19 protein-coding genes are annotated in these 21,914 nt (G+C 36.4%); 9 read left to right on the top strand and 10 right to left on the bottom strand.

What is annotated here, in order from left to right:
* Positions 1–23: 23 nt before the first annotated feature.
* The 4 genes from ACUTSE_RS05075 to ACUTSE_RS05060 form a co-directional block, all read right to left on the bottom strand.
* A complete protein-coding gene (locus ACUTSE_RS05075; protein WP_445639463.1) occupies positions 24–587 on the bottom strand; it encodes a 2'-5' RNA ligase family protein in 564 nt (187 codons plus the stop codon).
* Between the two features lie 436 nt (positions 588–1,023).
* The gene (locus ACUTSE_RS05070) at positions 1,024–4,434 is read right to left on the bottom strand and encodes a hypothetical protein (protein ID WP_445639462.1); all 3,411 of its coding nucleotides are present in this window, start codon (positions 4,432–4,434) and stop codon (positions 1,024–1,026) included.
* Between the two features lie 198 nt (positions 4,435–4,632).
* Positions 4,633–5,886, bottom strand: coding sequence for an aspartate kinase (locus tag ACUTSE_RS05065; protein ID WP_445639461.1), 1,254 nt, complete (start codon positions 5,884–5,886; stop codon positions 4,633–4,635).
* 6 nt (positions 5,887–5,892) lie between these two features.
* On the bottom strand, positions 5,893–6,363 hold the full coding sequence (locus ACUTSE_RS05060) for a GNAT family N-acetyltransferase (RefSeq protein ID WP_181816769.1): 471 nt from the start codon (positions 6,361–6,363) through the stop codon (positions 5,893–5,895).
* 94 nt (positions 6,364–6,457) lie between these two features.
* Here ACUTSE_RS05060 and fbp point away from each other — a divergent pair, with 94 nt between their 5' ends.
* The gene (gene fbp / locus ACUTSE_RS05055; protein WP_002988975.1) at positions 6,458–7,468 is read left to right on the top strand and encodes a class 1 fructose-bisphosphatase; all 1,011 of its coding nucleotides are present in this window, start codon (positions 6,458–6,460) and stop codon (positions 7,466–7,468) included.
* A 51-nt stretch (positions 7,469–7,519) separates the two neighbouring features.
* Here fbp and ACUTSE_RS05050 read toward each other — a convergent pair whose 3' ends face one another.
* Complete coding sequence (locus ACUTSE_RS05050) at positions 7,520–7,948, bottom strand: TerB family tellurite resistance protein (RefSeq protein WP_002988976.1); 429 nt, start codon at positions 7,946–7,948, stop codon at positions 7,520–7,522.
* Between the two features lie 255 nt (positions 7,949–8,203).
* Here ACUTSE_RS05050 and ACUTSE_RS05045 point away from each other — a divergent pair, with 255 nt between their 5' ends.
* Positions 8,204–8,632, top strand: a complete 429-nt coding sequence (locus tag ACUTSE_RS05045; RefSeq protein WP_002988978.1) for a deoxycytidylate deaminase — start codon at positions 8,204–8,206, stop codon at positions 8,630–8,632.
* Positions 8,633–8,642: 10 nt separating this feature from the next.
* Positions 8,643–10,214, top strand: a complete 1,572-nt coding sequence (locus ACUTSE_RS05040; protein ID WP_445639460.1) for a S41 family peptidase — start codon at positions 8,643–8,645, stop codon at positions 10,212–10,214.
* Between the two features lie 297 nt (positions 10,215–10,511).
* Here the strand turns inward: ACUTSE_RS05040 and ACUTSE_RS05035 are convergent, their stop codons facing one another.
* Positions 10,512–12,578: a M13 family metallopeptidase gene (locus ACUTSE_RS05035; protein ID WP_445639459.1), complete on the bottom strand. Its 2,067-nt coding sequence runs from the start codon at positions 12,576–12,578 to the stop codon at positions 10,512–10,514.
* Between the two features lie 241 nt (positions 12,579–12,819).
* On the opposite strand from ACUTSE_RS05035, the gene ACUTSE_RS05030 reads away from it, so the two are divergent.
* From ACUTSE_RS05030 to ACUTSE_RS05015, 4 genes are all read left to right on the top strand, one after another.
* Positions 12,820–13,527, top strand: coding sequence for an SCO family protein (locus ACUTSE_RS05030; protein ID WP_002988986.1), 708 nt, complete (start codon positions 12,820–12,822; stop codon positions 13,525–13,527).
* A gap of 189 nt (positions 13,528–13,716) precedes the next feature.
* The gene (locus ACUTSE_RS05025) at positions 13,717–13,956 is read left to right on the top strand and encodes a FeoA family protein (RefSeq protein WP_036462925.1); all 240 of its coding nucleotides are present in this window, start codon (positions 13,717–13,719) and stop codon (positions 13,954–13,956) included.
* 18 nt (positions 13,957–13,974) lie between these two features.
* The gene (gene feoB / locus ACUTSE_RS05020; protein ID WP_002988990.1) at positions 13,975–16,083 is read left to right on the top strand and encodes a ferrous iron transport protein B; all 2,109 of its coding nucleotides are present in this window, start codon (positions 13,975–13,977) and stop codon (positions 16,081–16,083) included.
* A gap of 5 nt (positions 16,084–16,088) precedes the next feature.
* Positions 16,089–16,223 (top strand): FeoB-associated Cys-rich membrane protein, encoded by a 135-nt coding sequence (locus tag ACUTSE_RS05015; RefSeq protein WP_002988992.1) that lies wholly within the window; start codon positions 16,089–16,091, stop codon positions 16,221–16,223.
* Positions 16,224–16,403: 180 nt separating this feature from the next.
* On the opposite strand, the gene ACUTSE_RS05010 is transcribed toward ACUTSE_RS05015, so the two are convergent.
* Positions 16,404–16,949, bottom strand: a complete 546-nt coding sequence (locus tag ACUTSE_RS05010) for a hypothetical protein (RefSeq protein WP_445639458.1) — start codon at positions 16,947–16,949, stop codon at positions 16,404–16,406.
* Positions 16,946–17,704 carry a hypothetical protein gene (locus ACUTSE_RS05005; RefSeq protein ID WP_445639457.1) on the bottom strand — a complete coding sequence of 253 codons (759 nt, stop codon included), beginning with the start codon at positions 17,702–17,704 and terminating at the stop codon, positions 16,946–16,948. Before ACUTSE_RS05005 ends, ACUTSE_RS05010 begins: the two co-directional genes overlap by 4 nt.
* A gap of 720 nt (positions 17,705–18,424) precedes the next feature.
* Between ACUTSE_RS05005 and ACUTSE_RS05000 the strand changes: the two genes are divergently transcribed.
* Together ACUTSE_RS05000 and ACUTSE_RS04995 are read left to right on the top strand one after the other, a co-directional pair.
* Entirely contained in the window at positions 18,425–18,562 is a 138-nt protein-coding gene (locus tag ACUTSE_RS05000; RefSeq protein ID WP_445639456.1) for a hypothetical protein, read from the top strand.
* Between the two features lie 38 nt (positions 18,563–18,600).
* Positions 18,601–19,134, top strand: coding sequence for a hypothetical protein (locus ACUTSE_RS04995; protein WP_445639455.1), 534 nt, complete (start codon positions 18,601–18,603; stop codon positions 19,132–19,134).
* An 87-nt stretch (positions 19,135–19,221) separates the two neighbouring features.
* Here ACUTSE_RS04995 and ACUTSE_RS04990 read toward each other — a convergent pair whose 3' ends face one another.
* Together ACUTSE_RS04990 and ACUTSE_RS04985 are read right to left on the bottom strand one after the other, a co-directional pair.
* Entirely contained in the window at positions 19,222–19,467 is a 246-nt protein-coding gene (locus ACUTSE_RS04990) for a hypothetical protein (RefSeq protein WP_445639454.1), read from the bottom strand.
* Positions 19,468–20,492: 1,025 nt separating this feature from the next.
* Positions 20,493–21,872, bottom strand: coding sequence for an NADH-quinone oxidoreductase subunit N (locus tag ACUTSE_RS04985; RefSeq protein ID WP_445639453.1), 1,380 nt, complete (start codon positions 21,870–21,872; stop codon positions 20,493–20,495).
* Positions 21,873–21,914 lie beyond the last annotated feature (42 nt).

Raw genomic sequence — 21,914 nt, 5'->3', positions numbered from 1 at the left:
CGAAAAAGATCAAATCCACTCGTTTAAAATAAGGTTAATTGTGTTTCTTCTGATGTGGGTTGGGATAGAAAAGGATAATACTGGATAATATCGAATTGTCTACGCTCCATATTCAGTCTACGTAGTACAATTTGGTTGCAACAAAAGGAAAGGTTCGGTTGTTTGAATGCCGCATAGGCTTGTTGGATCTTAGCTTCTTCTAATTTTCGCCCAATAGAAAGATGAGGATCTGTGCATTTGTAGGCATTTTTCAATTGTAAGGTTTGAAAGAGCTTTTGCGCATAGGCTTTTAATTGAGGTTTAGCAACGCCGTCCACTTCAAGGAAAAAAGTGCCGTTGGGATAAGTTCCGAAAGAAGTTAGATGGGTTTCAACAGGAGTAAAACCTGTACAACAACGCGTAATTTGTTGATGCATGCGCGCAATATCTTTTTCACTGGCCTGAAATTCCGCAATGGTTAAATGAGCCAGCGAATTTTTACTGTGATACCACCCAATGACTTCTGCTAAATCTAACTTCATGATTTTGACTTGTTCAATCAAAACTTCATCAGGCTGAAAACACAAAGAATATTTATCGCTATACATGGTGGTTTATAGTTTACAGTTTACGGAGAACAGTGTACCGTTTAGTTTCTAGTTCTAAATTTATAATTTCATTTTTTGTGAGAAATAAGAAGTGACAGTTACTGGGTAAATTGCCATTTGCCACTACGGGGTTTTACATTACAAAGCCTCACCTTCACACTGCCTCACGCTCTCATCCGGAATTATCCAGTTACTTGGCAAATTGCCATTTGCCATTACAGGGTTTTACATCATACCGCCTCATCGCCTCACGCTCTCATCGGGAATTCTCCAGTTACTTGGCAAATTGCCATTTGCCACTACAGGGTTTTACATCACACCACCTCACGCTCTCATCCGGAATTATCCAGTTACTTGGCAAATTGCCATTTGCCACTACGGGGTTTTACATCACACCGCCACACCTTCTCACCATCACCACACCCTCTCATCGCCCTTAAAAAAACGCTCTCAACTGCACACTTCCCGTGTGAATAGTTGCTGTTGATTCATTGCTTCTACCTTGGTAATTCAAACTTAAATCCAAGTAATTCGTTAGGTTTTTCTGGAACATCAATCGCCAAGTCATATTCTTTCCGGGTTGTAATCCTTCCAACATTTGATAACCAATAGGCGAAAAGGCATTACCCGTAAAGGTATTCTGAAAAAAGGAGAATTCACCATTCATCGTGAATAATTTAATCTGATTCACAGCAAAAGACACACCCAAACGATGTTGTTCTAAGGTTTCAAAATCAGCCGTTTGGTTTTTCTTTTCCTGGAAATTATAAAAGATATCTACTTGTGCTTGAGAGGAAAATAAATAGGATAATTTCGTCTCAAAACCTTGAATTTGGAGTTCGTAATTCTTACTAGCATACGAAGGCGACTTTGTTTCTTGTTGGGTTGTTTTTCCTAAAAGATCTACCAACCAAGTTTTTCGAATCAAGTGATTATAACCCAATTGATGCGTTTTAATGGTGTTTTCCGTTGAACCAAAAGACAGTAGATTTTTACTCTTCGATTGGGTATACATATAGGTTACGCTGTGGCGTTTTTTCCCGCGATTGTAATATAAATAGTTGTTGAAGTTCTCGATTAATCCCACCATTTGTTCCTCATCAGCAGTAAAAGGATGAAGTCGAATCTGGTTGCCTTTCTTCAAATCTTTGCGGTCTATACTATAAGACGTTTGGTTGTAGAAGAAAGCTAAAATTCGTTTGATACCCGTCTCATTTTGCCAAAGTGCTGCAGGGTTCAAGGTTAAGGTCTGCGTGAACTTATTTTGGTTGGTCGGTAAAAACACCTGACTCGGTAAGTACAAACGCACATATTTCCCTAAATCAGGGTAGGGCGCAAGCTCAAATTCTTCCAATTCTTGAATGCCATTGTTGTTGTAATCAATCCACATGTATTGTCCACGGCCAGGCTCCACCTCTAAATAAGTGTATTCTTGTTGCGCAATTGTTCCCGCACTGATTTCATATAAGGTGTGGGCTTGAACAAATCCTTTGAAAAATTGGTCGCGATAGGTGAGGACACTGTTAATTGTATTCTCAGTGGGTTTATTGGTGTCTTCATGGCGAACCGATCGATAATTTGCATAGAGATTCAAATCCCTTGTTTCAGACTTGAGCAATTGGGATTTGAGGTAAAAGGTATGAGCTTTCGAAAAACGTTGCAATTGATTGTTTTGCAAGCTGTCATTTAATCGAAATTGATACCCCAATTCGATATTTTGTCCTAGAGAATCTCCTTTACCGATAAATAAATCAAGGGAGGAATAACGGTGACTCAACGGATTGAGTAGTTGAGTCTCTTGATTGGTTTCTTTGTTTTGTTCAAAGTCGAGTTTTGTCCCTATATAATTGGTACGCCAGTGGTATTTCGCTTGGGAATGACTTTGAATGAAGGTCGTTTTGGAGGTTAATCCATCTGCTTGCATCAAGCTGTTCTGCGTTTGGATCAACCAAGGGTCTGCTTGCCATTTTCCAGCTAAATTTTGTCTATTTCCCTTGTAATCTGTACCAAAATTGAGCTGCTCAAATAAGTACGTAGCACTTGCTTTACCAGGAAGAAGAAATTCCAATCCTCCTGTGACTAAACTCTGGTTCCCTTCAGCATATTGTAAATTCCAATCGCGATCAAATTCAATAGAGAATAAATTCTCTAAAGCATGGAAATTTTTGTGGATGAATTGAATGTCGGTTAATACATTTAGTTGCGCTTGATTGTGCGTCCACAAGCGCTGTTTTCCTTTCAATGCAGTAGCCCAACCTTTGTTTTCTTCTTGGTCAATAGAAGAGAAAAGGTTTGCATCGTGATTGCTAAAGGCAAGCTCTAAATCAACAGTAGTCTTTTCAGAAGGATGATAAGCGGCGTTAATTGTTGCGATTGTATTTTGTATGGGAGCAATAAGTTTCACGACAGGGGAATAGTTCCCTTGCGGAATGCCTCCCACAGGTGCTCGGTATTCATAAATACGTCCAATAGACTGTGTACTTTGTATGACGTAATCTCCTTGATTGTTTCCTACAGTAGTAAAGGTAACGTGATAGAGTTCTGCTTCAGGATCGGTGGAAAATACAAAATAATACTGCCCTTCTGGGGTTTGCTCTCGAGTATACAACACTTTATTCTCGGAATAGGTATCTCTATAAGCAGAAGGAGCAATCATGCGATTAGGGTCGTTTCCTGCTTGTTTGAGAATGTCAATTTGCTCTTCCGTTAGATTCTGTTGAAGGGATTGATTTTTTAAATCGGTTTCTGTAAATACACTCAACCCCAATTGCCAGGTTTCAGCCTCGTGTTGAATATTGCCATACCCCACAAAACGCGTGTAGTTGCGGTCGGTATATTGATACTCCACCGCAATTCGCATATCTGATGTAATGGGATATCGCGTGGTAAAACGCAATTCGCCCGAATTATAATCAATAACATAGTCATTTTCTTCTCCTCGTTTGAGCAGTAAACCATTGACGTATACTTTTTCTGAGCCAGAAACAATGAGGATGTACAATTCTCCATTACTCCCCTTTAATTTATAAGGCCCTTGATTGCCTTCTTGTCCATTAAACGTACTGCGGGTATATTGTCCTCTAGCTAAGGCTGCCGCTGCTTCAACAGTTGTTTTGCTTTCGCCGTGATCAAAGACAAAACGCGTGGATAATCCCTGTACTTTTTTATTGAAATTTAAAAAGCGTCTCGCTCGATTTTCTAAGTAAATATCTCCTGCGCGAATCGACCAATCGTCGGAGAATAACTCGATAAAAATCTGGTCGAATTCATTAATTTTCTGAGAATATCCGCCGTATTGTAAGGGTAAATTATTATCTTGTATGGAAGCGCGAATCTTGACGCGATCCGATAAATTTCCCGTGATTTGTAAATCTAAATTCGAAGAAGTCACCGCACTTTGATTGGTTCCCATCGTTAGTCCTCGAGATAAACTTCCCATTGTATTTAAACCCTCAAACGGTACAAATGCAGCGCGGTTGTTGGTTTGATGTTGATAGGTAAAGCTACCCGCTTCATTGGGAACAATACGCGAGGTATCATAATAACTAATTGGTGTCGTTAGGAAAGAGGGAAGTTCTAAATAGTAGACCGTTAACGGAAAGGCGAGATTCGCTTGGAGTAAGGTAACGGTATTGGTGTCAAAATCGATGCGATAAGCCGATGTTGGAACAACCACTTCTTGGGCATCTAAAATTTCAAAATAGCTATTGTTTAAAGGAGTGAGTGGAAGCTGCAATGTGGTTTGTTGTTCTTCCCATGTCCGTTGTTGATACAGCGAATTTCCTTCTTGTGCATAAGTACAAGAATACCAAAAAAGGAAAAGAAAAAGAAATCGCTGTAGGTTCATGTAAGTATAAACTCCAAAATACCAAAAGTAGTGTATTTAACCCAAAATTAACGAAATCTCATGCAATGAAATTTTAAAACGAAGGAAGTGTAAGTACTTGCCTTAGGGGAATGAAAAAAGCAGCGTGATGAAATCAGTTTTATACCAAAAAGGATGAATAGAGATAAAAAAAGCTTCAACGACGTGAAGCTTTTTTCTTTATTCTCTTGTCACCATTTGCATGGTTTCTCTATTTACTTGTTTTAATAACAGGGTTTTATCCTGTAGGATACGGTCCGCTGAGGTTTCGTCAAAATGGCGAATGGTATAGAGTGAAACATTTTCATTATAGCTGACGCGATATTGATCATTTAGTTTTTGACGCAATTCTTCAAAGTGATTGAATTTATCTTCCACACAAACTGAAAAGCTAATCGCTGAGTTTTGGATGACATTCACCTTAATGTTGTATTCACAGAATAATTTGAAAATATCACTGATGTTTTGTTCCATAATAAAAGAGAAATCTTTCGAAGAAAGAGAAATCAACAATTGATTTTTCTTTACGATGAAACAAGGAATTGCTGGCTTTAGATCAGCTCCTTTCGATACAGAGGTTCCTGCTAACGTTGGGTTGACAAAGGATTTTACATATAACGGAATTTCCTTTTGACGCAGGGGTTGTAAGGTTTTAGGGTGGATGACAGAAGCACCATAAAAGGCTAATTCAATAGCTTCTTGATAGGAAATTTGCTCCAATAATGTAGTCTCGTCAAAGTAACGTGGGTCTGCATTGAGGACGCCTGGTACATCCTTCCAAATGGTTACGCTTTCTGCGTTTAGTGCATACGCAAAAATTGCAGCAGAGTAATCTGAGCCTTCTCGACCTAATGTAGTTGAAAAACCATTGTAATCTGACCCGATAAAACCTTGGGTAATATATAATTCTTTTTTGTCTATTGCTTGTGTAATAGCAGCTTCAGTGCTCTCCCATTGCACATTGGCATCGCGATACGTTGTATCTGTTTTAATTAGATTACGCGCATCAATCCACGTGTTTTCAATATTGCAGCACAGCAAATAATGATGTAAAATCGTTGTAGACAACAACTCCCCATAGCTGACAATCTGATCATAGACAAAATTGTAGTTGGGCGATTTGTTGTTGAGTAAAAATGAAGTGAGCGATTCAAATAGATGATCGACAGCTTGATAAACGGCATCTGTTGAATCGGCGAATAAATCACGTAGAATCGCAAGGTGATAGTCTTTCACTACCTGAACCGATTCGGCCAAATCAAAACGATTTTGAAAATAGTTGTGCACCACAACTTCTAAGGCATTGGTTGTCTTACCCATTGCAGAGGCAATCAGTAAACTATCTGAATAACCGACAGTACGCAAAACATGACCTACATTTTTTACATTATCGGCATCTTTTACCGAAGCTCCACCAAATTTATATATTCTCATTGTCCACTAATTATTGATAAAGGCATGAATACCTTGTTCATCCATTTGTACCGTATACCAATCTTCCAAAACATGCGCGCCTGATTTCTGATAAAATTCAATAGCGGGTTGATTCCAATTTAAAACCACCCATTCTACGCGTCTTACCTGTTCTTCTTTGGCTAGTTGAATCACGTTTTTATATAAAGCCATTCCCGCTCCTGTTCCTCTTGCTTCTGCTGTTACGATGAGGTCCTCTAAATGGATGGTCTTGCCTTTCCAAGTAGAATATCGATAGTAGAATAGGGCCATACCAATAATTTCACCTTCGTGCTCTGCAACTAATACGCGAAAAAGGGGATGGGCACCAAAACCATCTCGAATAAGGTCCTCTGGCGTTAGGACAACTGCATCGGGCTGCTTCTCGAATGTGGCTAATTCTTGAATTAATTGTAGTACAGCTGGCATATCAGCTGGAGTAGCGGCTCTAACATTCATGTCTTTTGTTGGATTTATGGTTAATAACTTCATTTGAATGACAAAATTAACGATATTTGCACAGCAAAATACACAACTAAAGAATCATTTTTCCATGACAACAAAAAGACACCAAACACTAGGGGAGTTTATTATTGACAAACAAGAGGATTTTAAATACTCATCGGGAGAGCTTTCTCGCTTAATTAACTCTTTACGACTTGCAGCGAAGGTAGTTAGTCATCAAGTAAACCAAGCTGGTTTAGTTGATATCGTAGGAGCTTTTGGTACTGAAAACGTACAAGGAGAACAACAACAAAAATTGGACGTTTACGCGAATGAGGTTTTTATCAATACGTTAGTTAATCGCGAAATTGTATGTGGAATTGCTTCTGAAGAGGAAGATGATTTTATTACCATTCAAGGAAAAAAAGGAGATAACGACAGTAAATACGTGGTATTGATTGATCCATTAGACGGATCTTCTAATATTGATGTAAACGTTTCAGTAGGGACTATTTTCTCTATCTATCGTCGTGTAACGCCTACTGGAACTCCAGTGCAATTGGAAGATTTCTTACAAAAAGGAGAAAACCAAGTAGCAGCGGGTTATATTGTGTATGGTTCATCAACGATGTTGGTATACACAACAGGGGCAGGAGTAAATGGTTTTACATTGAACCCAGCGATTGGAACGTTCTACTTGTCTCATCCAAACATGAAAATTAAAGAAGACGGAAGTATTTATTCCATCAATGAAGGAAACTATATCCAATTCCCACAAGGGGTGAAAGACTACTTGAAATATTGTCAAGAAGAACAAGGAAATCGTCCTTATTCAGCTCGTTATATCGGAAGTTTAGTTTCTGATATTCACCGCAATATTTTAAAAGGAGGAATTTATATTTATCCAACAAGTACAAAAGCACCGAAAGGAAAATTGAGATTGTTGTATGAATGTAATCCAATTGCTTTTATCATGGAACAAGCGGGAGGAAGAGCGTCAGACGGATATAACCGTATCATGGAAATTGAACCAACGGAGTTACATCAACGTGTTCCGTTCTTCTGTGGAAGTAAAAATATGGTGGAAAAAGCAGAAGAATTTATGGCTTTGCACCAATAAGAAAATAGCAAGCACCAAAAAGGGGGTTTTACATCGTAAAACCCCCTTTTTTTAATGCTTTATTTTTTGAATTTCTGCTATAAAAGTATCGATATCAACTTCTAGAACTAAGAGTGACAAAGATTTGTTTACAATCAAGTCAATATCTCCCGTAAATCCAAGTGCAGAAGCAAATTTGCGCAAGATATCCTTTTGTTTTGGTCCCAAGATGTGATTCACATAGACCATACGAGCCAAATCATACAAACGTTCAATTCTGTTAATCTCTAAGTAAGGAGGGTTAACAGGGTATTTTTCGGGGCTGGCCATGATTTTATCATAATCATCTGTTGAGATATCCAATTTATCTGCTAATTCATTTAAGAATTTAAGCTCTTCTTCACTGATATCTCCATCCGCTAAGGCAACGCGAACAATAGAAGCAAAGTGCCCTTTGTTACGCTCTTTAAAATCACTGTTATATAAATCTAAATAAGCCATATGAGTTCATTTTTGTTGTTAATTGGTTTAAGGTGTTAATTAGAAGTAATGTACAAAAAATCTTTATAATAATGCGTGTTCGAAGCAAAAAAAAATGGAGGTCAAAAAGACGCTAATGATGGAGATAGCGGGTGTTAGGGAGTCTTAAATAAGTAATTCTACGAGGATAATTACATTATTTCAAACGAGTATAGAGAGTCACGTGAAACTTATGTGTATTTTTGTCGTATATTATGAGTTATAAAATAGAGGTTTATGTCAAATCCTAAAGTAACTAAGTACGATAAGGCGTATTTGCGTATTGCACGTGAATGGGGCCAATTGTCTTACTGTAAGCGCAAAAAAGTTGGTGCAATCATAGTCAAAGATCGCATGATTATATCGGATGGATATAATGGAACACCTACAGGATTCGATAATTGTTGTGAAGATGATAATGACCAAACGCATTGGTATGTATTACATGCCGAAGCCAATGCCATCCTTAAAGTAGCAAGCTCTACCCAAAGCTGTCAAGATGCAACTTTATATATTACCATGTCTCCTTGTCGTGATTGTAGTAAATTAATCCATCAAGCGGGTATAAAACGCGTGGTGTATGTGGAAGGATACAAAGATATGGCTGGAATTGATTTTCTACATAAAGCCGGAGTTGAGGTGGTCCACATCGAGGACCTAGATTAATGCGTGTGCTATGAAAAAGTTTTTTTGGCCTTTTATTGTTGCAATTTCTATTTCCCTTGGCGTTTTGTTAGGTGGTTTTTTAGTGTCCGCTTCTCAGCGTTCACAAGGTAACTTTTTTACCAATCACAATAAACTAAAGCTAAATCGCTTGCTTGATTTCATTGAACAGGAATACGTGGATCAAGTAGATACAGATTCTATTGTAGATCGCACAGTAACCACGATCCTAGAACAACTCGATCCCCATTCGGTTTACATTGGTAAAGACCTCATGAAAGAGGTGACAGAATCGATGCAAGGAAGTTTTGTCGGTATTGGGGTGCAATATTATTTGTATCAAGATTCTTTAGCTGTGATTAAACCAATAGAGGGAGGTCCTTCTATTCAAGCTGGTATTCTGGCTGGTGACCGCATCCTCAAAGCAAATCAAGAAGTATTATATGGAAAGGAAATCTCTTCCGATACGATTTCTTCGGTATTAAGGGGCGATGAAGGCACTGCTATTACCCTAGAAGTGTACCGGAAAACCACCAAAGAAAGAAAAAATATCAAGGTAAAACGAGAGCCTATCCCATTGAAAAGTGTCGATATTGCTATTAAGTTGGACAACCAATATGGCTATATCAAGATCAATCGCTTTGCGAGCACAACCTATGAAGAGTTTCAAGCGGGATTGTTACAACTCATTGAAGAAGGCATTCAAGGGTTGATTATTGATTTACGCGATAACAGTGGAGGCTATATGGATCAGTCGAGCAAGATCTTAAATGATTTATTGCTGACGGATCAAACCATCGTTAAAACGATTAATCGCGGCGGACAAGAAAAAGTAACCAAAGCGAAGAGCACGAATCTCTTTACGACGAAACCCCTTTATGTATTAGTGAATGAAAATAGTGCTTCAGCTAGTGAAATTATTGCCGGAGCGATTCAGGATAATGATCGAGGGACTATTGTTGGAAGACGCACTTTCGGAAAAGGATTAGTACAACGTGAATTAATGTTGGGTGATGGTTCTGCCATTCGGCTAACAACAGCGCGTTATTACACACCTTCTGGGCGTTCTATTCAAAAGAATTACAAGAATGGTATAGAAGATTACAACAACGATTTCCGTTCGCGTTATGAGCATGGTGAATTGTATGCTGCCGATAGTATTAAAGTGGCGGATAGCTTGCAGTTTAAAACACTAAAAGGACGAATTGTGTATGGAGGTGGTGGAATCGTTCCCGACTTGTTTGTTCCTATTGCCAGAAAACACGGAGAAGAGGCGATTGTCATGATGATGAAATCAGGAATGGTGAGCTATTATGTGTTTCAAGAAATTGATCAAGCACGCCAAATGTATAATAACATGACCACAGCAGAACTGATTGCCTATCTACAAGCAGATAAAAAAGAATACAGTTCCTTCAAGCGTCATTTAGAAAGCAATAAGTTGTTTTTTAAACTAGACCGCCATAAAGAATTAGTCATGCATTTTCTAATAGCTGAATATTTGAATCAATTGAAAGGACAAAAGGACTATTATGAATGGTTGTTGAAGATTGATCCAATGGTTTTGAAAGTAGTTGAGAGTTAGGAGTTAAGAGTTAGGAGTTAAGAGTTAGGAGTTAGGAGTTAAGAGTTAAGAGTTAAGAGTTAGGAGTTAGGAGTTAAGAGTTAGGAATTAGGAGTTAAGAGTTAGGAGTTAGGAGTTAGGAGTTAGGAGTTAGGAGTTAGGAGTTAAGAGTTAGGAGTTAAGAGTTAGGAGTTAAGAGCTAGGAGCCGTAACTCATCACACATAACTGATAACCCATAACTGATAACCCATAACCCATAACTGATAACCCATAAAAAAAGGGGGGAAATTTCATTTAGAAATTTCCCCCTTTTTTTGTTACCAAATCTTAACTCGTTCTTCTGGTTTGATGTAAAGTTTGTTTGTTTCTTTGATATCAAATGCTTCGTAGAAAGCATCAACATTTTGCAAAGGAACAAATGCTCTATAATAACCTGGCGCGTGTGGATCTGTTTTCACTTGGTTTTTAACCGCTTCATCACGTGCTTTCGTTCTCCAGATTGTTCCCCATGAAATGAAGAAACGTTGTTCTGGTGTATATCCATCGATTAGACCTGGATCTCCATTCTCTTTCAAGTAGATTTTTAATCCGTCGTAAGCAGCATTCACACCACCTAAATCTCCGATGTTTTCACCTAAAGTAAATTTACCATCTACAAATACACCTGGAAGAGGCTCTAATGCGCTGTATTGATCCGCTAATTTATTACCTAATACTGTAAATCTTTCTAAGTCAGCATCTGTCCACCAGTTGTTTAAGTTACCATTCTTGTCATAACGAGCACCAGAATCATCAAAACTATGAGAGATCTCGTGTCCAATAACAGCACCAATACCACCGTAGTTGATTGCCTCATCTGCTTTATAATCGTAGAATGGAGGTTGTAAGATAGCTGCAGGGAATACGATTTCGTTGTATAATGGGTTGAAATACGCATTTACTGTTTGCGGTGACATTCCCCATTTAGTTTTATCTACTGGTTTACCGAAATCTTCTCTGTTTTTAGCTACTTCCCATTTCGAAGCATTTCTCATGTTCTCAAAGTAGTTTCCTTTAGCAGCAGGAGCTTTGATATCCATTTTAGAATAATCCTCCCATTTATCAGGGTAACCAATTTTAACTGTAGTAGTCGCTAATTTCTCTAACGCTCCTTTTTTAGTCTCTTCAGCCATCCAAGGTAAGTTTTTGATACGCTCACCAAATGCTGTTAATACGTTTTTAATCATCGCCTGAGCTTTTGCTTTCGCTTCAGCAGGGAATTTTTCAGCTACGTATAATTGACCTAAAGCCTCACCAATTGTATTGTTTACAACAGCAAGTGCTCTTTCTTCAGCAGGTCTTTGTTCTTTTGCTCCTTCTAATGTTTTAGAATAGAACTCCCAGTTTGCTGTCTCCATGTCTGTAGACAATGTACTAGCATATCCGTTCACTAACGTCCATTTTAAATACGCTTTTGCATCTGCGATGTTTTTAGCCGATAAAATGTCATTTAATGCTTTCATATATCTTGGTTGAGAAACAACAACTTTATCGATGTTTTTCAAACCTGTTGCATCAAAATAAGCAGTCCAATCAACTACTGGAGTTGTTTTTTGTAACTCAGCAATTGTCATTGGGTTATAAGTTAAACGGCTATCTCTGCGTTCTACTCTTGTTAAACGAGGCTCAGCCATTTTTGTTTCGATTGCTAAAACGCGTTTTGAGTCTGCAGTAGCTTCTTCTTTTGATTCACCTGCCATCTCTAACATACGTGCTACGTGTGCAACGTATTGTTCGCGTTTTTCTTTCATGTCAGCATCTTGCAACACATAGTAATCACGATCAGGTAACCCTAGAGAACCTGTACTTAAATAAATCGTGTTTTCATTTGAGTTTTTTGCATCCGCATAAACATAAGAAGAATAGAACCCTAAACCACCTTCGTCCGCTAAGTCATTGATTAACTTCGTAACATCAGCAGGAGTTTGAATCGCGTTGATTTGATCCAAGTAAGGTTTTAGAGGAGTTACACCTACACTGTTACGTGTAGCATCATCTAAATACGTTTCAAATAAAGCAACTGCTTTCGCTTGATCTGATTTTGCATCCAAATCATGAGCTTCAGCTGCTTTCTTTAAAATAGCCAAGGCATCTTTATCTGTATTCTGTCTCAATTCATCAAAACTTCCCCAACGTGTTCTATCATTAGGAATTTCTGTGTTATCATACCACGTACCGTTTACAAAACGGAAAAAGTCGTCACCAGGATTAACACTTAGGTCCATGTACTCTAAGTTAATTCCGTGATTTTCTTGATCTGCAACTTCTTCTGTTTTCTTGCCATCTTTACAAGCAACTAATGAAGCTAGAGCTAGACCAGAGGTTAATAATACTCTTTTTTTCATTTGTATTTAAGTTTTTACTTTAATTCTAGTTTAAACAAAAATAGAAAATATCTTTTGAGTAATTTCCTTTTGAGGCTATAAATTGAATTTTTAGGAATAAATCTTCTTTTTTGGCGTGATTTACGGTTTTAAAATGCAAAAAAGAAAGGAGAAAAGCATAGAGGAAAGGGGTGCGGTTTTAAGCTAGCTTTAACGTATTTATAGGTTGGAATTTGTAAGTTTGTAGGAAACTCAAAGTATCATGTTTCAATTTTTTAAACGCTATAGATATTTCTTTCTATTTTTCTTTTTGATGAGTTGTGGAATTCTCGTTTTGTTTTACAATGCATTGAAATATAGAAAGAGCTTGCCAGTGTATACACCTTCCATGGTTAATCCAGAAATGGTAGATAGTTTAATTCAACACGAGGCGAATAAGCAAAAGCATCGTATTGCTCCTTTTACTTTTATCAATCAAAATGGAGATACCATTACCAATAAAGATTACGAAGGGCATATTTATATCGCCGATTTCTTCTTTACTACTTGTCCAACCATTTGCCCTATTATGGGTGATAATATGGAGTGGTTACAAGATAAAATCAAAACACTACCTGGGGTGAAGTTACTTTCCCATACCGTTACGCCTGATATTGATAGCGTTCCAGTTTTGAAGGAATACGCTTTGAAACGCGGAGTAGACGATTCCATTTGGAATTTAGTCACGGGAGATAAACGCGACATTTACTATATCGCCAGAAATTCGTACTTGGCTGTAAAAACAGGTTCACCAGAGGAGATGTACGATATGGTACATACGGAGAATTTCGTTTTAGTAGATAGTGAAGGACGTATCCGAGGATTTTATGACGGAACAAATTTGAATACCAAGGATCCTGAAAATAAGAATATGGAAGAACTATGGGAAGATATCCAATGGTTATACCAACATGAAAAGGAAACAAAGTAAACGAATAACAAGAATAGAAGAAAGCCATGCTGAGAAAACAGCATGGCTTTTTCGTTTTTACCAAAATCCTAGTCTACAATGCAGATTCAAGACGTTGACTTAGTAGTATTTGGACTAATTAATCCTTAAATTATGTTCTAATTCTTTTTTTATTGCTTATTTTTGCAATGTGAATTAAATCTAAATAAGGTGAATACAACATTAGACTTATTGAAAAGAAATGAAAAGGGCGTAATTGCTGATTTTGACATGCATAAAGTTCCTTTAAAATTATTAGAAATGGGATGTTTACCAGGTAATGCTGTTGAGCTTTTGGAAGTTGCTCCATTAGGAGACCCAATTTATTTCTGTATCAATGATACACATCTATCAATTCGCAAGGAATTAGCGAGAGAAATTGTAGTGAGCCTAGAAGGCGATTTGAAGTAAGATTAGTAGAACCAATTGATGAAAAAAGATATTAAAGTTGCCCTAATAGGTAATCCTAACGTAGGTAAAACCTCTGTATTCAATGCCTTAACGGGTTTAAATCACAAAATCGGGAACTATCCTGGTATTACCGTTGATAAAAAATCAGGTACAACAAAGTTAAATGATGAGGTAACCGCTACCATCATCGACTTACCTGGAACCTATAGTATCAATGCCAGCTCAGAAGATGAGCGTATTGTGTTGGATTTATTGTTTGATTCAACCAATGAAGACTATCCCGATGTAGCGATTGTCGTTGCTGAAATCGAAAACTTAAAGCGAAACTTACTGCTATTTACCCAAGTGAAAGAATTGGGATTCCCTACGGTTTTAGCCATTAATATGGCGGATCACATGGATGAAAAGGGAATTAGCATTCAGGTTGCAGCCTTAGAAAAGAAACTCAATACTAAAATTGTTTTGATGAGTGCCAAGAAGAAATTGGGTATTCAAGAATTAAAACAAGCCGTATTAGATTATAAAAATTATTCCATCGAACCTTGTCTGAATGCAACAGATGTTGATCCAGCATTCTTTGGAAAATTAGCCTTGACTTTCTCGAATTTATCTGTATTCAAGTTATGGATGATTTATTCGCAAGATATTACCATTGGAAATATTGGGAAGAAAGACATCGAGGCTAAAGGCATTCACTTGTCAGATAATGAAATAAAAAAATTACAACATAAGAAGACGATTAAGCGCTATCAGTTTATTAATGATACGCTGAAAGAAACGTATACACGTGATACAACAAAAGCAACGGGACTTCGTACGAAAGTAGATCGAATCTTAACGCATAAAGTGTATGGGTATTTGATTTTCTTCGGAATCATGATGTTGGTTTTTCAAGCGATTTTTGAATGGTCGAGTATTCCAATGGATTGGATTGATGAGCAATTCTCAAATTTAGGTTCATGGGTACATGAAGTAATGGAACCAGGTAAACTAACGGATTTAATAGCCGATGGTATTGTGCCAGGAATTGGGGGAGTAATGCCGTTCATTCCGCAGATTGCTATCCTATTCATGTTTATCTCTATTCTAGAAGAGACAGGCTATATGAGTCGTGTAGTATTCTTGATGGATAAATTAATGCGTCCTTTTGGATTGAGTGGAAAATCAGTAGTGCCTTTGATTTCTGGAAATGCTTGTGCTATTCCGGCGATTATGTCTGCGCGTAATATCGAGAATCCCAAAGAGCGATTGATTACCATCTTAGTAACGCCATTTACAACGTGTTCTGCCCGTATTCCGGTATATATTATCATCATTGCTTTAGTAATCCCAGAAACGCGTTTATTTGGGTTCTTGAGCTTGCAAGGATTGACCTTAACGTTGTTCTATTTTATCGGATTCTTAGCAGCACTTGTGTCTTCTTGGGCGCTGAGCAAGTACATCAAAAGCGAACGCAAATCGTATTTTGTGATTGAGATGCCAAATTACCGTACGCCTATTATCAAAAACGTAGTGGCGAATATGTACGAAAAAACAAAGGCTTTCGTTGTGGGAGCTGGAAAGATTATTTTCGTACTGTCAATCATTATATGGTTCTTAGGTGCACATGGTCCTGGTGATAAATTTGAAAATGCAGAAGAGCACATGGCTCAAATGCACCAAGATAAAGAAGTATCAGAAGAGGAAATGAGTGAATATGTGGCAAGTTACCGCTTAGAAAACTCGTATATTGGTATATTAGGTAAATCGATTGAACCTGTAATCAAACCGTTGGGGTATGATTGGAAAGTGGGAATTGCAGTATTGTCTTCTTTTGTAGGACGTGAGATTTTTGTCGGTGTTTTAGGAACGATCTACAATGTTGGATCGGGAGATGAAAACGACGAAGATGGACGTATCAAACAAAAAATGGCTGCTGAGATTTGGCCAGATACAGGTGAAAAAGTATTTACCCTAGCAAGTGGAGTATCCTTGATGTTTTTCTATGCTTTCGCGATGCAGTGTACCGCTACAGTAGCGATTGTACGAAGAGAAACAAAATCTTGGAAATGGACCATTTATCAATTGGTCTTTATGACGGTTCTCGCTTATGTGGCAGCGTTTATAGCCTATCAACTCTTAAAGTAAAGTAGATGGATTACCAAGAGATTATCGTTTATGGTTTATTGCTTTTTGCCATTGGTTATTTTATTAAAAAAAGCTTTGGAAAGAAAAGTAACAAAAAAGGTGGAGGCTCTTGTGGGAGCGGAAACTGTGGATGTTCATAATGCAATGTAAGGCCTTATAAAGGCAAGTAAATAAAAATAGAAAAGCAGCAATAGACTTGAGTTTATTGCTGCTTTTTTTTTGTGCACCTGGTTAAAGTAATTTAGTTACAATTTTTAAATTAAGATAAATTTCTAAAATATTTTGTTTGCAATTAAGTATTGGTGCTTGTTTTTATTCACTTATTTTTTAATTATTATTTCTTTACCTGATTCTTCTACAATAATTATATTTTCAGTTTTTTGATCAAGTTTTAAAGTTATCTCAGAAACTTTATTATAAAATAAATCCTTTGATTGATACGCTTTTTCTAATAAATCTAAATCATACGAAACTAAATTCTTATCGCTATTGAATTTCATTATTTCTTTAAACGTAATTAATTCATTAACATCTAAATTTTTTTGTACCTCAATTAAATTTTCAGCGATATATACATTCTTTAAGTTTTCTAATTGTAAATGATCGCCCTTATAAGGGGTAAGGTTAATTCTATCTGGGGCAGTTTCTAGTTTTTTGACTTCTATAACACATAAACCACTTGTCCCTGTACAACCACTTAACCAAAACCATCTATTTTCCATGTTTTTATATAAATATGTTCCAGGTTTAGCAGGTAAATCTAAGGTTGAATTATTATTTGATACTAATTCTTTTTCTTCTGTTTCACAAGAGATAAAAGAAATTGTGCATAAAAGCAGTCCTAAACAAAAAAAGTTTTTTCTCATTTTATATGATTTTGATTGTATTTTTTTAAAAGGGATTTTAGATTTTCTTCTGTGAAAAAATTCATATCCATTTTTAATCTAATTGTTTTGCCATGTTTCCTATAAAAGACATAGGGAAAACCATCAGTATTATCACTATATGATGGAAGTAGTTGTTTTACTATATCTTCTGAATTAAAGAAAATATTCCAATTGTTATTAAGAAAACCAAAATTTGAATATGCGGTTCCTTTTTTATAATTTTCAAGAATGATAGATGATTGTGGAAAAAGAGCCACTAATTTTACATCACTACTAGATAAGTTATTTAAAGTTTTGAAAAATTCTAAACAATGTCCACACCTTAAGGACGTAATTACGAACAAACCATCCCATGTTTCTATTTCACTTAAAGGAATCTCTTCATTAGAGGTATTAGTAAAATAATCATTTACTAATGGTTCCTCTTCACCGACTTCATTTATTATTGCGATATAATCTACATTACTACCCAAATCTTTAGTGAAGTTTACAATGTAATTTTTAAACTCTTTTTTACTTCCCTTTTTTAATAAATCTATATCTAATGATGATAGTATGCCTTGTTCATTAAATTTCATTACATTAATAAAAGAGTCAATTTCTTTCTTGTTTAAATTATTAAGTAGCAGAGGGAATCTGTTTTCTATATATGTATATTTAGCCTCGTAGTCGATATTTGTTTTTTTTTCTTTTACACAAGCTGTAAAAAGCAAACAAATTATTGCTATTCTCATTATTTTTAATAAATGCATATAGTAAAATAGTCTATGTTGTTTTTTTATATTGTGATTAAAGCTCATTTTTAATTAAACTTTATGAAGAAAATGTGTGCATTGATTCTTTGTGTGTAAGAGACAAAATTGGGATTTAGGTCATACAACTCTTGTAACAAGGTTATGTTGTGGCTATCGTTTTTGGATAGCATGCTGGGTTGAGGTTTTGTGCTCATAAATGTTATTGTTTTAAGAATGATATGAAAAACCGTGAGGTTTAGGTGTCCTATGCCAATAACAGCATTGCAGTTGTTTCCAAGTATGCCACCTTGTCTTACGGAAGTATCTTTTAGAAGTATAATGTTATTGTTTAGGAATTTTAAATATACTATGTATTTCGTTTTTTTTAATTAGTTAATGTGTTGTTTTTTAGGTGGTTATTTGAATTTTGAATGAGATTGTTGATTTAGATTTGTTTTGTTTAATTTTGAATTAGTAAGTAAGCGATAGAATTAGAGGAAGTATAATTCACTAGTTTTAGAACCTCGTATATTTACAGGCCCAGTAACTGATGTAAAGGATTAAGTAGGAGCAGGTAACATTAATTCTTTTAACTGAAAAGTATGAAAAAAAATAAGGGCAATTAATCAAATTTTATCAGAGTTAGATCCGTTAGCTATTGGCTATCAGCAGATTGCGCAAGATGAGTGTCAGGCTTATATTCCTGGAATAATTAAAAATATGGAGAATAAAGAAAAGTTGATTATCTATTTGGAAAGTATTTTAACTAATGAATTAGACGTGGGTTACGAAGCTGTTAATGAAATTCATAAAGGAGAACTACTAGCTATAGTTGATAAAATCATTAATATAAAGTAGGTTTGTAATATGGCTTTAATGGTAACGGATATTTTTAGATGAAAAAAGTAATTTTTATTTTCGGATGCCTGTTTCTCATTAGTTGTTCAACAACTGTAAAAAGAGAACAAGAGCTCATTAATCAAAAAATAGAAGGTTTGTTGGCAATCCATCGGCAATATGCTTTTATGGATTTATACAATAGAGCTTTAACGAAAGAGAAAGAACAGTTTAAGATTCCGTATGATTCCTTAGTTGATATTTCAAGAATGGAATTATTTCATGAGTTTTGTATAGTAATGGATTTTTATTCTGAGGATCATCCTTCGTATATAGATGAAAACTACAATCGGATAAGAGATAAATGGTTAAAGAAGGAATATGGGCCCTATATGCCTTTGGACGATAAAAACTTAAAAGCACATATGACGTTTAGGCGAGCTTTTGATTTTTATGAAAGTGAAGACTTGGATCAATATATTGATTCATTGCGAACTTTGTTTCGAGAAAAACAGCGACACAATACGTTGAGAAGCCTTGAGTGTTATGAATCAACGATGGAGATTTGGAAGCAAATGAAAAAAGAACGTTGAGATTCTTGAATAAAAAAGATAAAAAGCAGTAACAAACTTGGTTTGCTACTGCTTTTTTTAATTATGAAAAATAGTTTAGTTGAATCCTTAAGTTCTGGGGTGTTTTAGATTCTGTAGTGCATTGACTAACTCTAGCACGCCTTGTACATCATCTGTATTTAGGGTAAAGTCATCATTTTGTTGTGTGCAATTGTGCATATAGAAAAAGAAAAGCGCCCTGATACTTTTCGCATAAGACGCAAAGTTGGGATTGTGGTTATACAATTGTTGTAAAAGAGAAAGGTTGTGCCAATCATTGGCTGAAATGACACGATGTTGGGGTTTTGTACTCATAAGTTGTGATTTAAATAACCCAGTTATCCTCGTGATGGAACTTGTGTACCAAGCATGTGTTGTGCTGGTTGGTTTATGTACAAGTACCAAAGAGATCACTGGTGTTATAGTAAGTTAAAAAGTTAATGTTGAGAGTACTAAAATAGTTTTTTTTTATTATAAAAATTAACTTAAGTTGTTGTAAATCTGTGTTTTATTTGTTTTGTGAACGAGATTTTTGGTTGTTGTTTGAATTGTTGATTTGGGGGAAGGGGGTGAGATGTTGAGAATGGTGAGAGGGTGAGAGGGTGAAATCGAAACGCAGTGTAGATTCATCGAATACCAAAACAAATAGAAACCCGTGAGATAGAAGGTGAGAATGGTGAGAGGGTGAGGGGGTGAAATCGAAACGCAGTGTAGATTCATCGAACACCAAAACAAAATATAAACGCTGTGAGATAGATGGTGAGGCGATGAGAGGGCGAGGAGGTGAGTCTTTTACTCTTACCATTTATCTTTCACAAAAGGGGGTTAGTATTAGGTTAGTAATGGGTTAGTAGTGGTTTTGTTCGACATTCCTTGGAGAATGCTTGGAGTATACTAGGAAAAAAGGCCTTTTTGTCGAAGGAAAGTCGAAGGAAGGTCGAAGGAAGGTTGAAGAAAGGTTGAAGAAAGGTCGAAGAAAGGTCGAAGAGAGGGCGAAGGAAGGTGAGTTGTAGAGGGGGTGAAATCGAAACGCAGTGTAGATTCATCGAACACCAAAACAAAATATAAACGCTGTGAGATAGATGGTGAGGCGATGAGAGGGTGAGGAGGTGAGGCGATGAGAAGGTGAGGAGGTGTGGTTGATGAGAAGGTGAGATGATGAGAAGGTGAGATGATGAGATGTAGAACCCCGTAGTGGCAAATGGCAATTTGCCAAGTAACAAGATAAATTATAAAAAAAAGAGGGTGAACTGCCAACTGTTATTGTAAACAAAAAAAGACCAAGTATCCAGATGAATACTTGGTCTTAGGTAATTTATTGAATTGTTATTTATTTGTTCTTAGTTGAATAATCCCAATACTAATGATGGGAATAAACCGAATACTACAACAGCAGCAACAGCGATTAAACCAACGATTTTGTAAGATAAAGGCACTTGGATTGTTGTTGTTTCTTCTTCCTCTTCTTGTGTTGTAAACATCAAGATGATAATTTTCAGGTAGTAGTAAATACTGATGAAAGAGTTAATTACCCCAAAGATGACTAAAGTGATGAATCCGTTTTTCACTGCTTCTGTGAATAAGAAGAATTTTCCGAAGAAACCAGCGAAGATTGGAATCCCTCCCATAGATAATAACGCAACAGATAAGATAACCGCTAAAAGGGGGTTAGATTTGCCTAATCCTTTGAAGTTATTGATGTGTTCGTTATCTTTTCCTTTAGTTACAATGGTTAATACCGTAAAAGCTGCGATACCTGCGAACGCGTATGATGTAGCGTAGTAGAATAGGTTTGGTGTTGCACTACCTAATGCTGTTAAAGCCATCATCATAAAACCAGCATGTGAAATACCAGAATACGCTAATAAACGCTTCATATTATCTTGACGTAACGCCATGATGTTACCTACAGTCATCGTTAAAATTGCAATGATAACAATAGCAGTAGTGTAGTGTGAAGGCATTTGGTGTAACAAGTTAATCGATACTTTATACAAAGTGGCAACCGCTGTTACTTTTACCAACGTACTCATCATCGCCGTTGTTAAGTTTGGTGCTCCTTGGTATACGTCTGGTGCCCAGAAGTGGAAAGGTACAGCTGCGATTTTGAAAAGCATACCGATAATAACCATCGTCACTCCTAATGCATACCAAACAGGCATTGGATTACTTGTCGTTAATTGTGTGATTTGAGCCAAATCAAAAGATCCTGTTGCTCCGTAAATCAAAGCAATTCCGAATAGAACTACCCCTGAAGCAAAAGATCCTAATAAGAAATATTTCATGGCAGATTCGTTACTCTTGATGTTGGTACGATCTGATCCACAAAGAATGTATAGGGTGATAGAAAGAATTTCTAATCCCACGAAAAACATCGCCATATTTCCAAAACTCACCATGGAAATCGCTCCCATCAGCAAGAATAACTTTAAAGAAATATAGTCTGATATTTTAGAAAATTGCGTTTGATAAAAGTCTTTACTCAAAGCAACTAACAAAATAGTTAATGCAAGAAATAAAGAAGTAAAGGCACTAGAAAACTTAGTAGTCACAATCATATTGTTGTAATGGGCTTCCACCACATCAATTGTACAAAGCGTGTAACCCAGAATTCCCAGTAGTCCTACAATCGTTAGCGGGATGATTAATTTTCTCAAATTAATGATCTCTGCTAGTAGAACGATAACCGCTAATACTCCAACTGCTATTAATGTATTCATCTTTTATATTTTGGAATTATGGCTTCAGAATAAGCTGAATCT

It is taken from the genome of Myroides sp. TSA_177.3 (assembly GCF_052691955.1).
The sequence above is the reverse complement of the archived record's forward strand: the minus strand, read 5'-3'. Positions and strand labels throughout refer to the sequence as shown.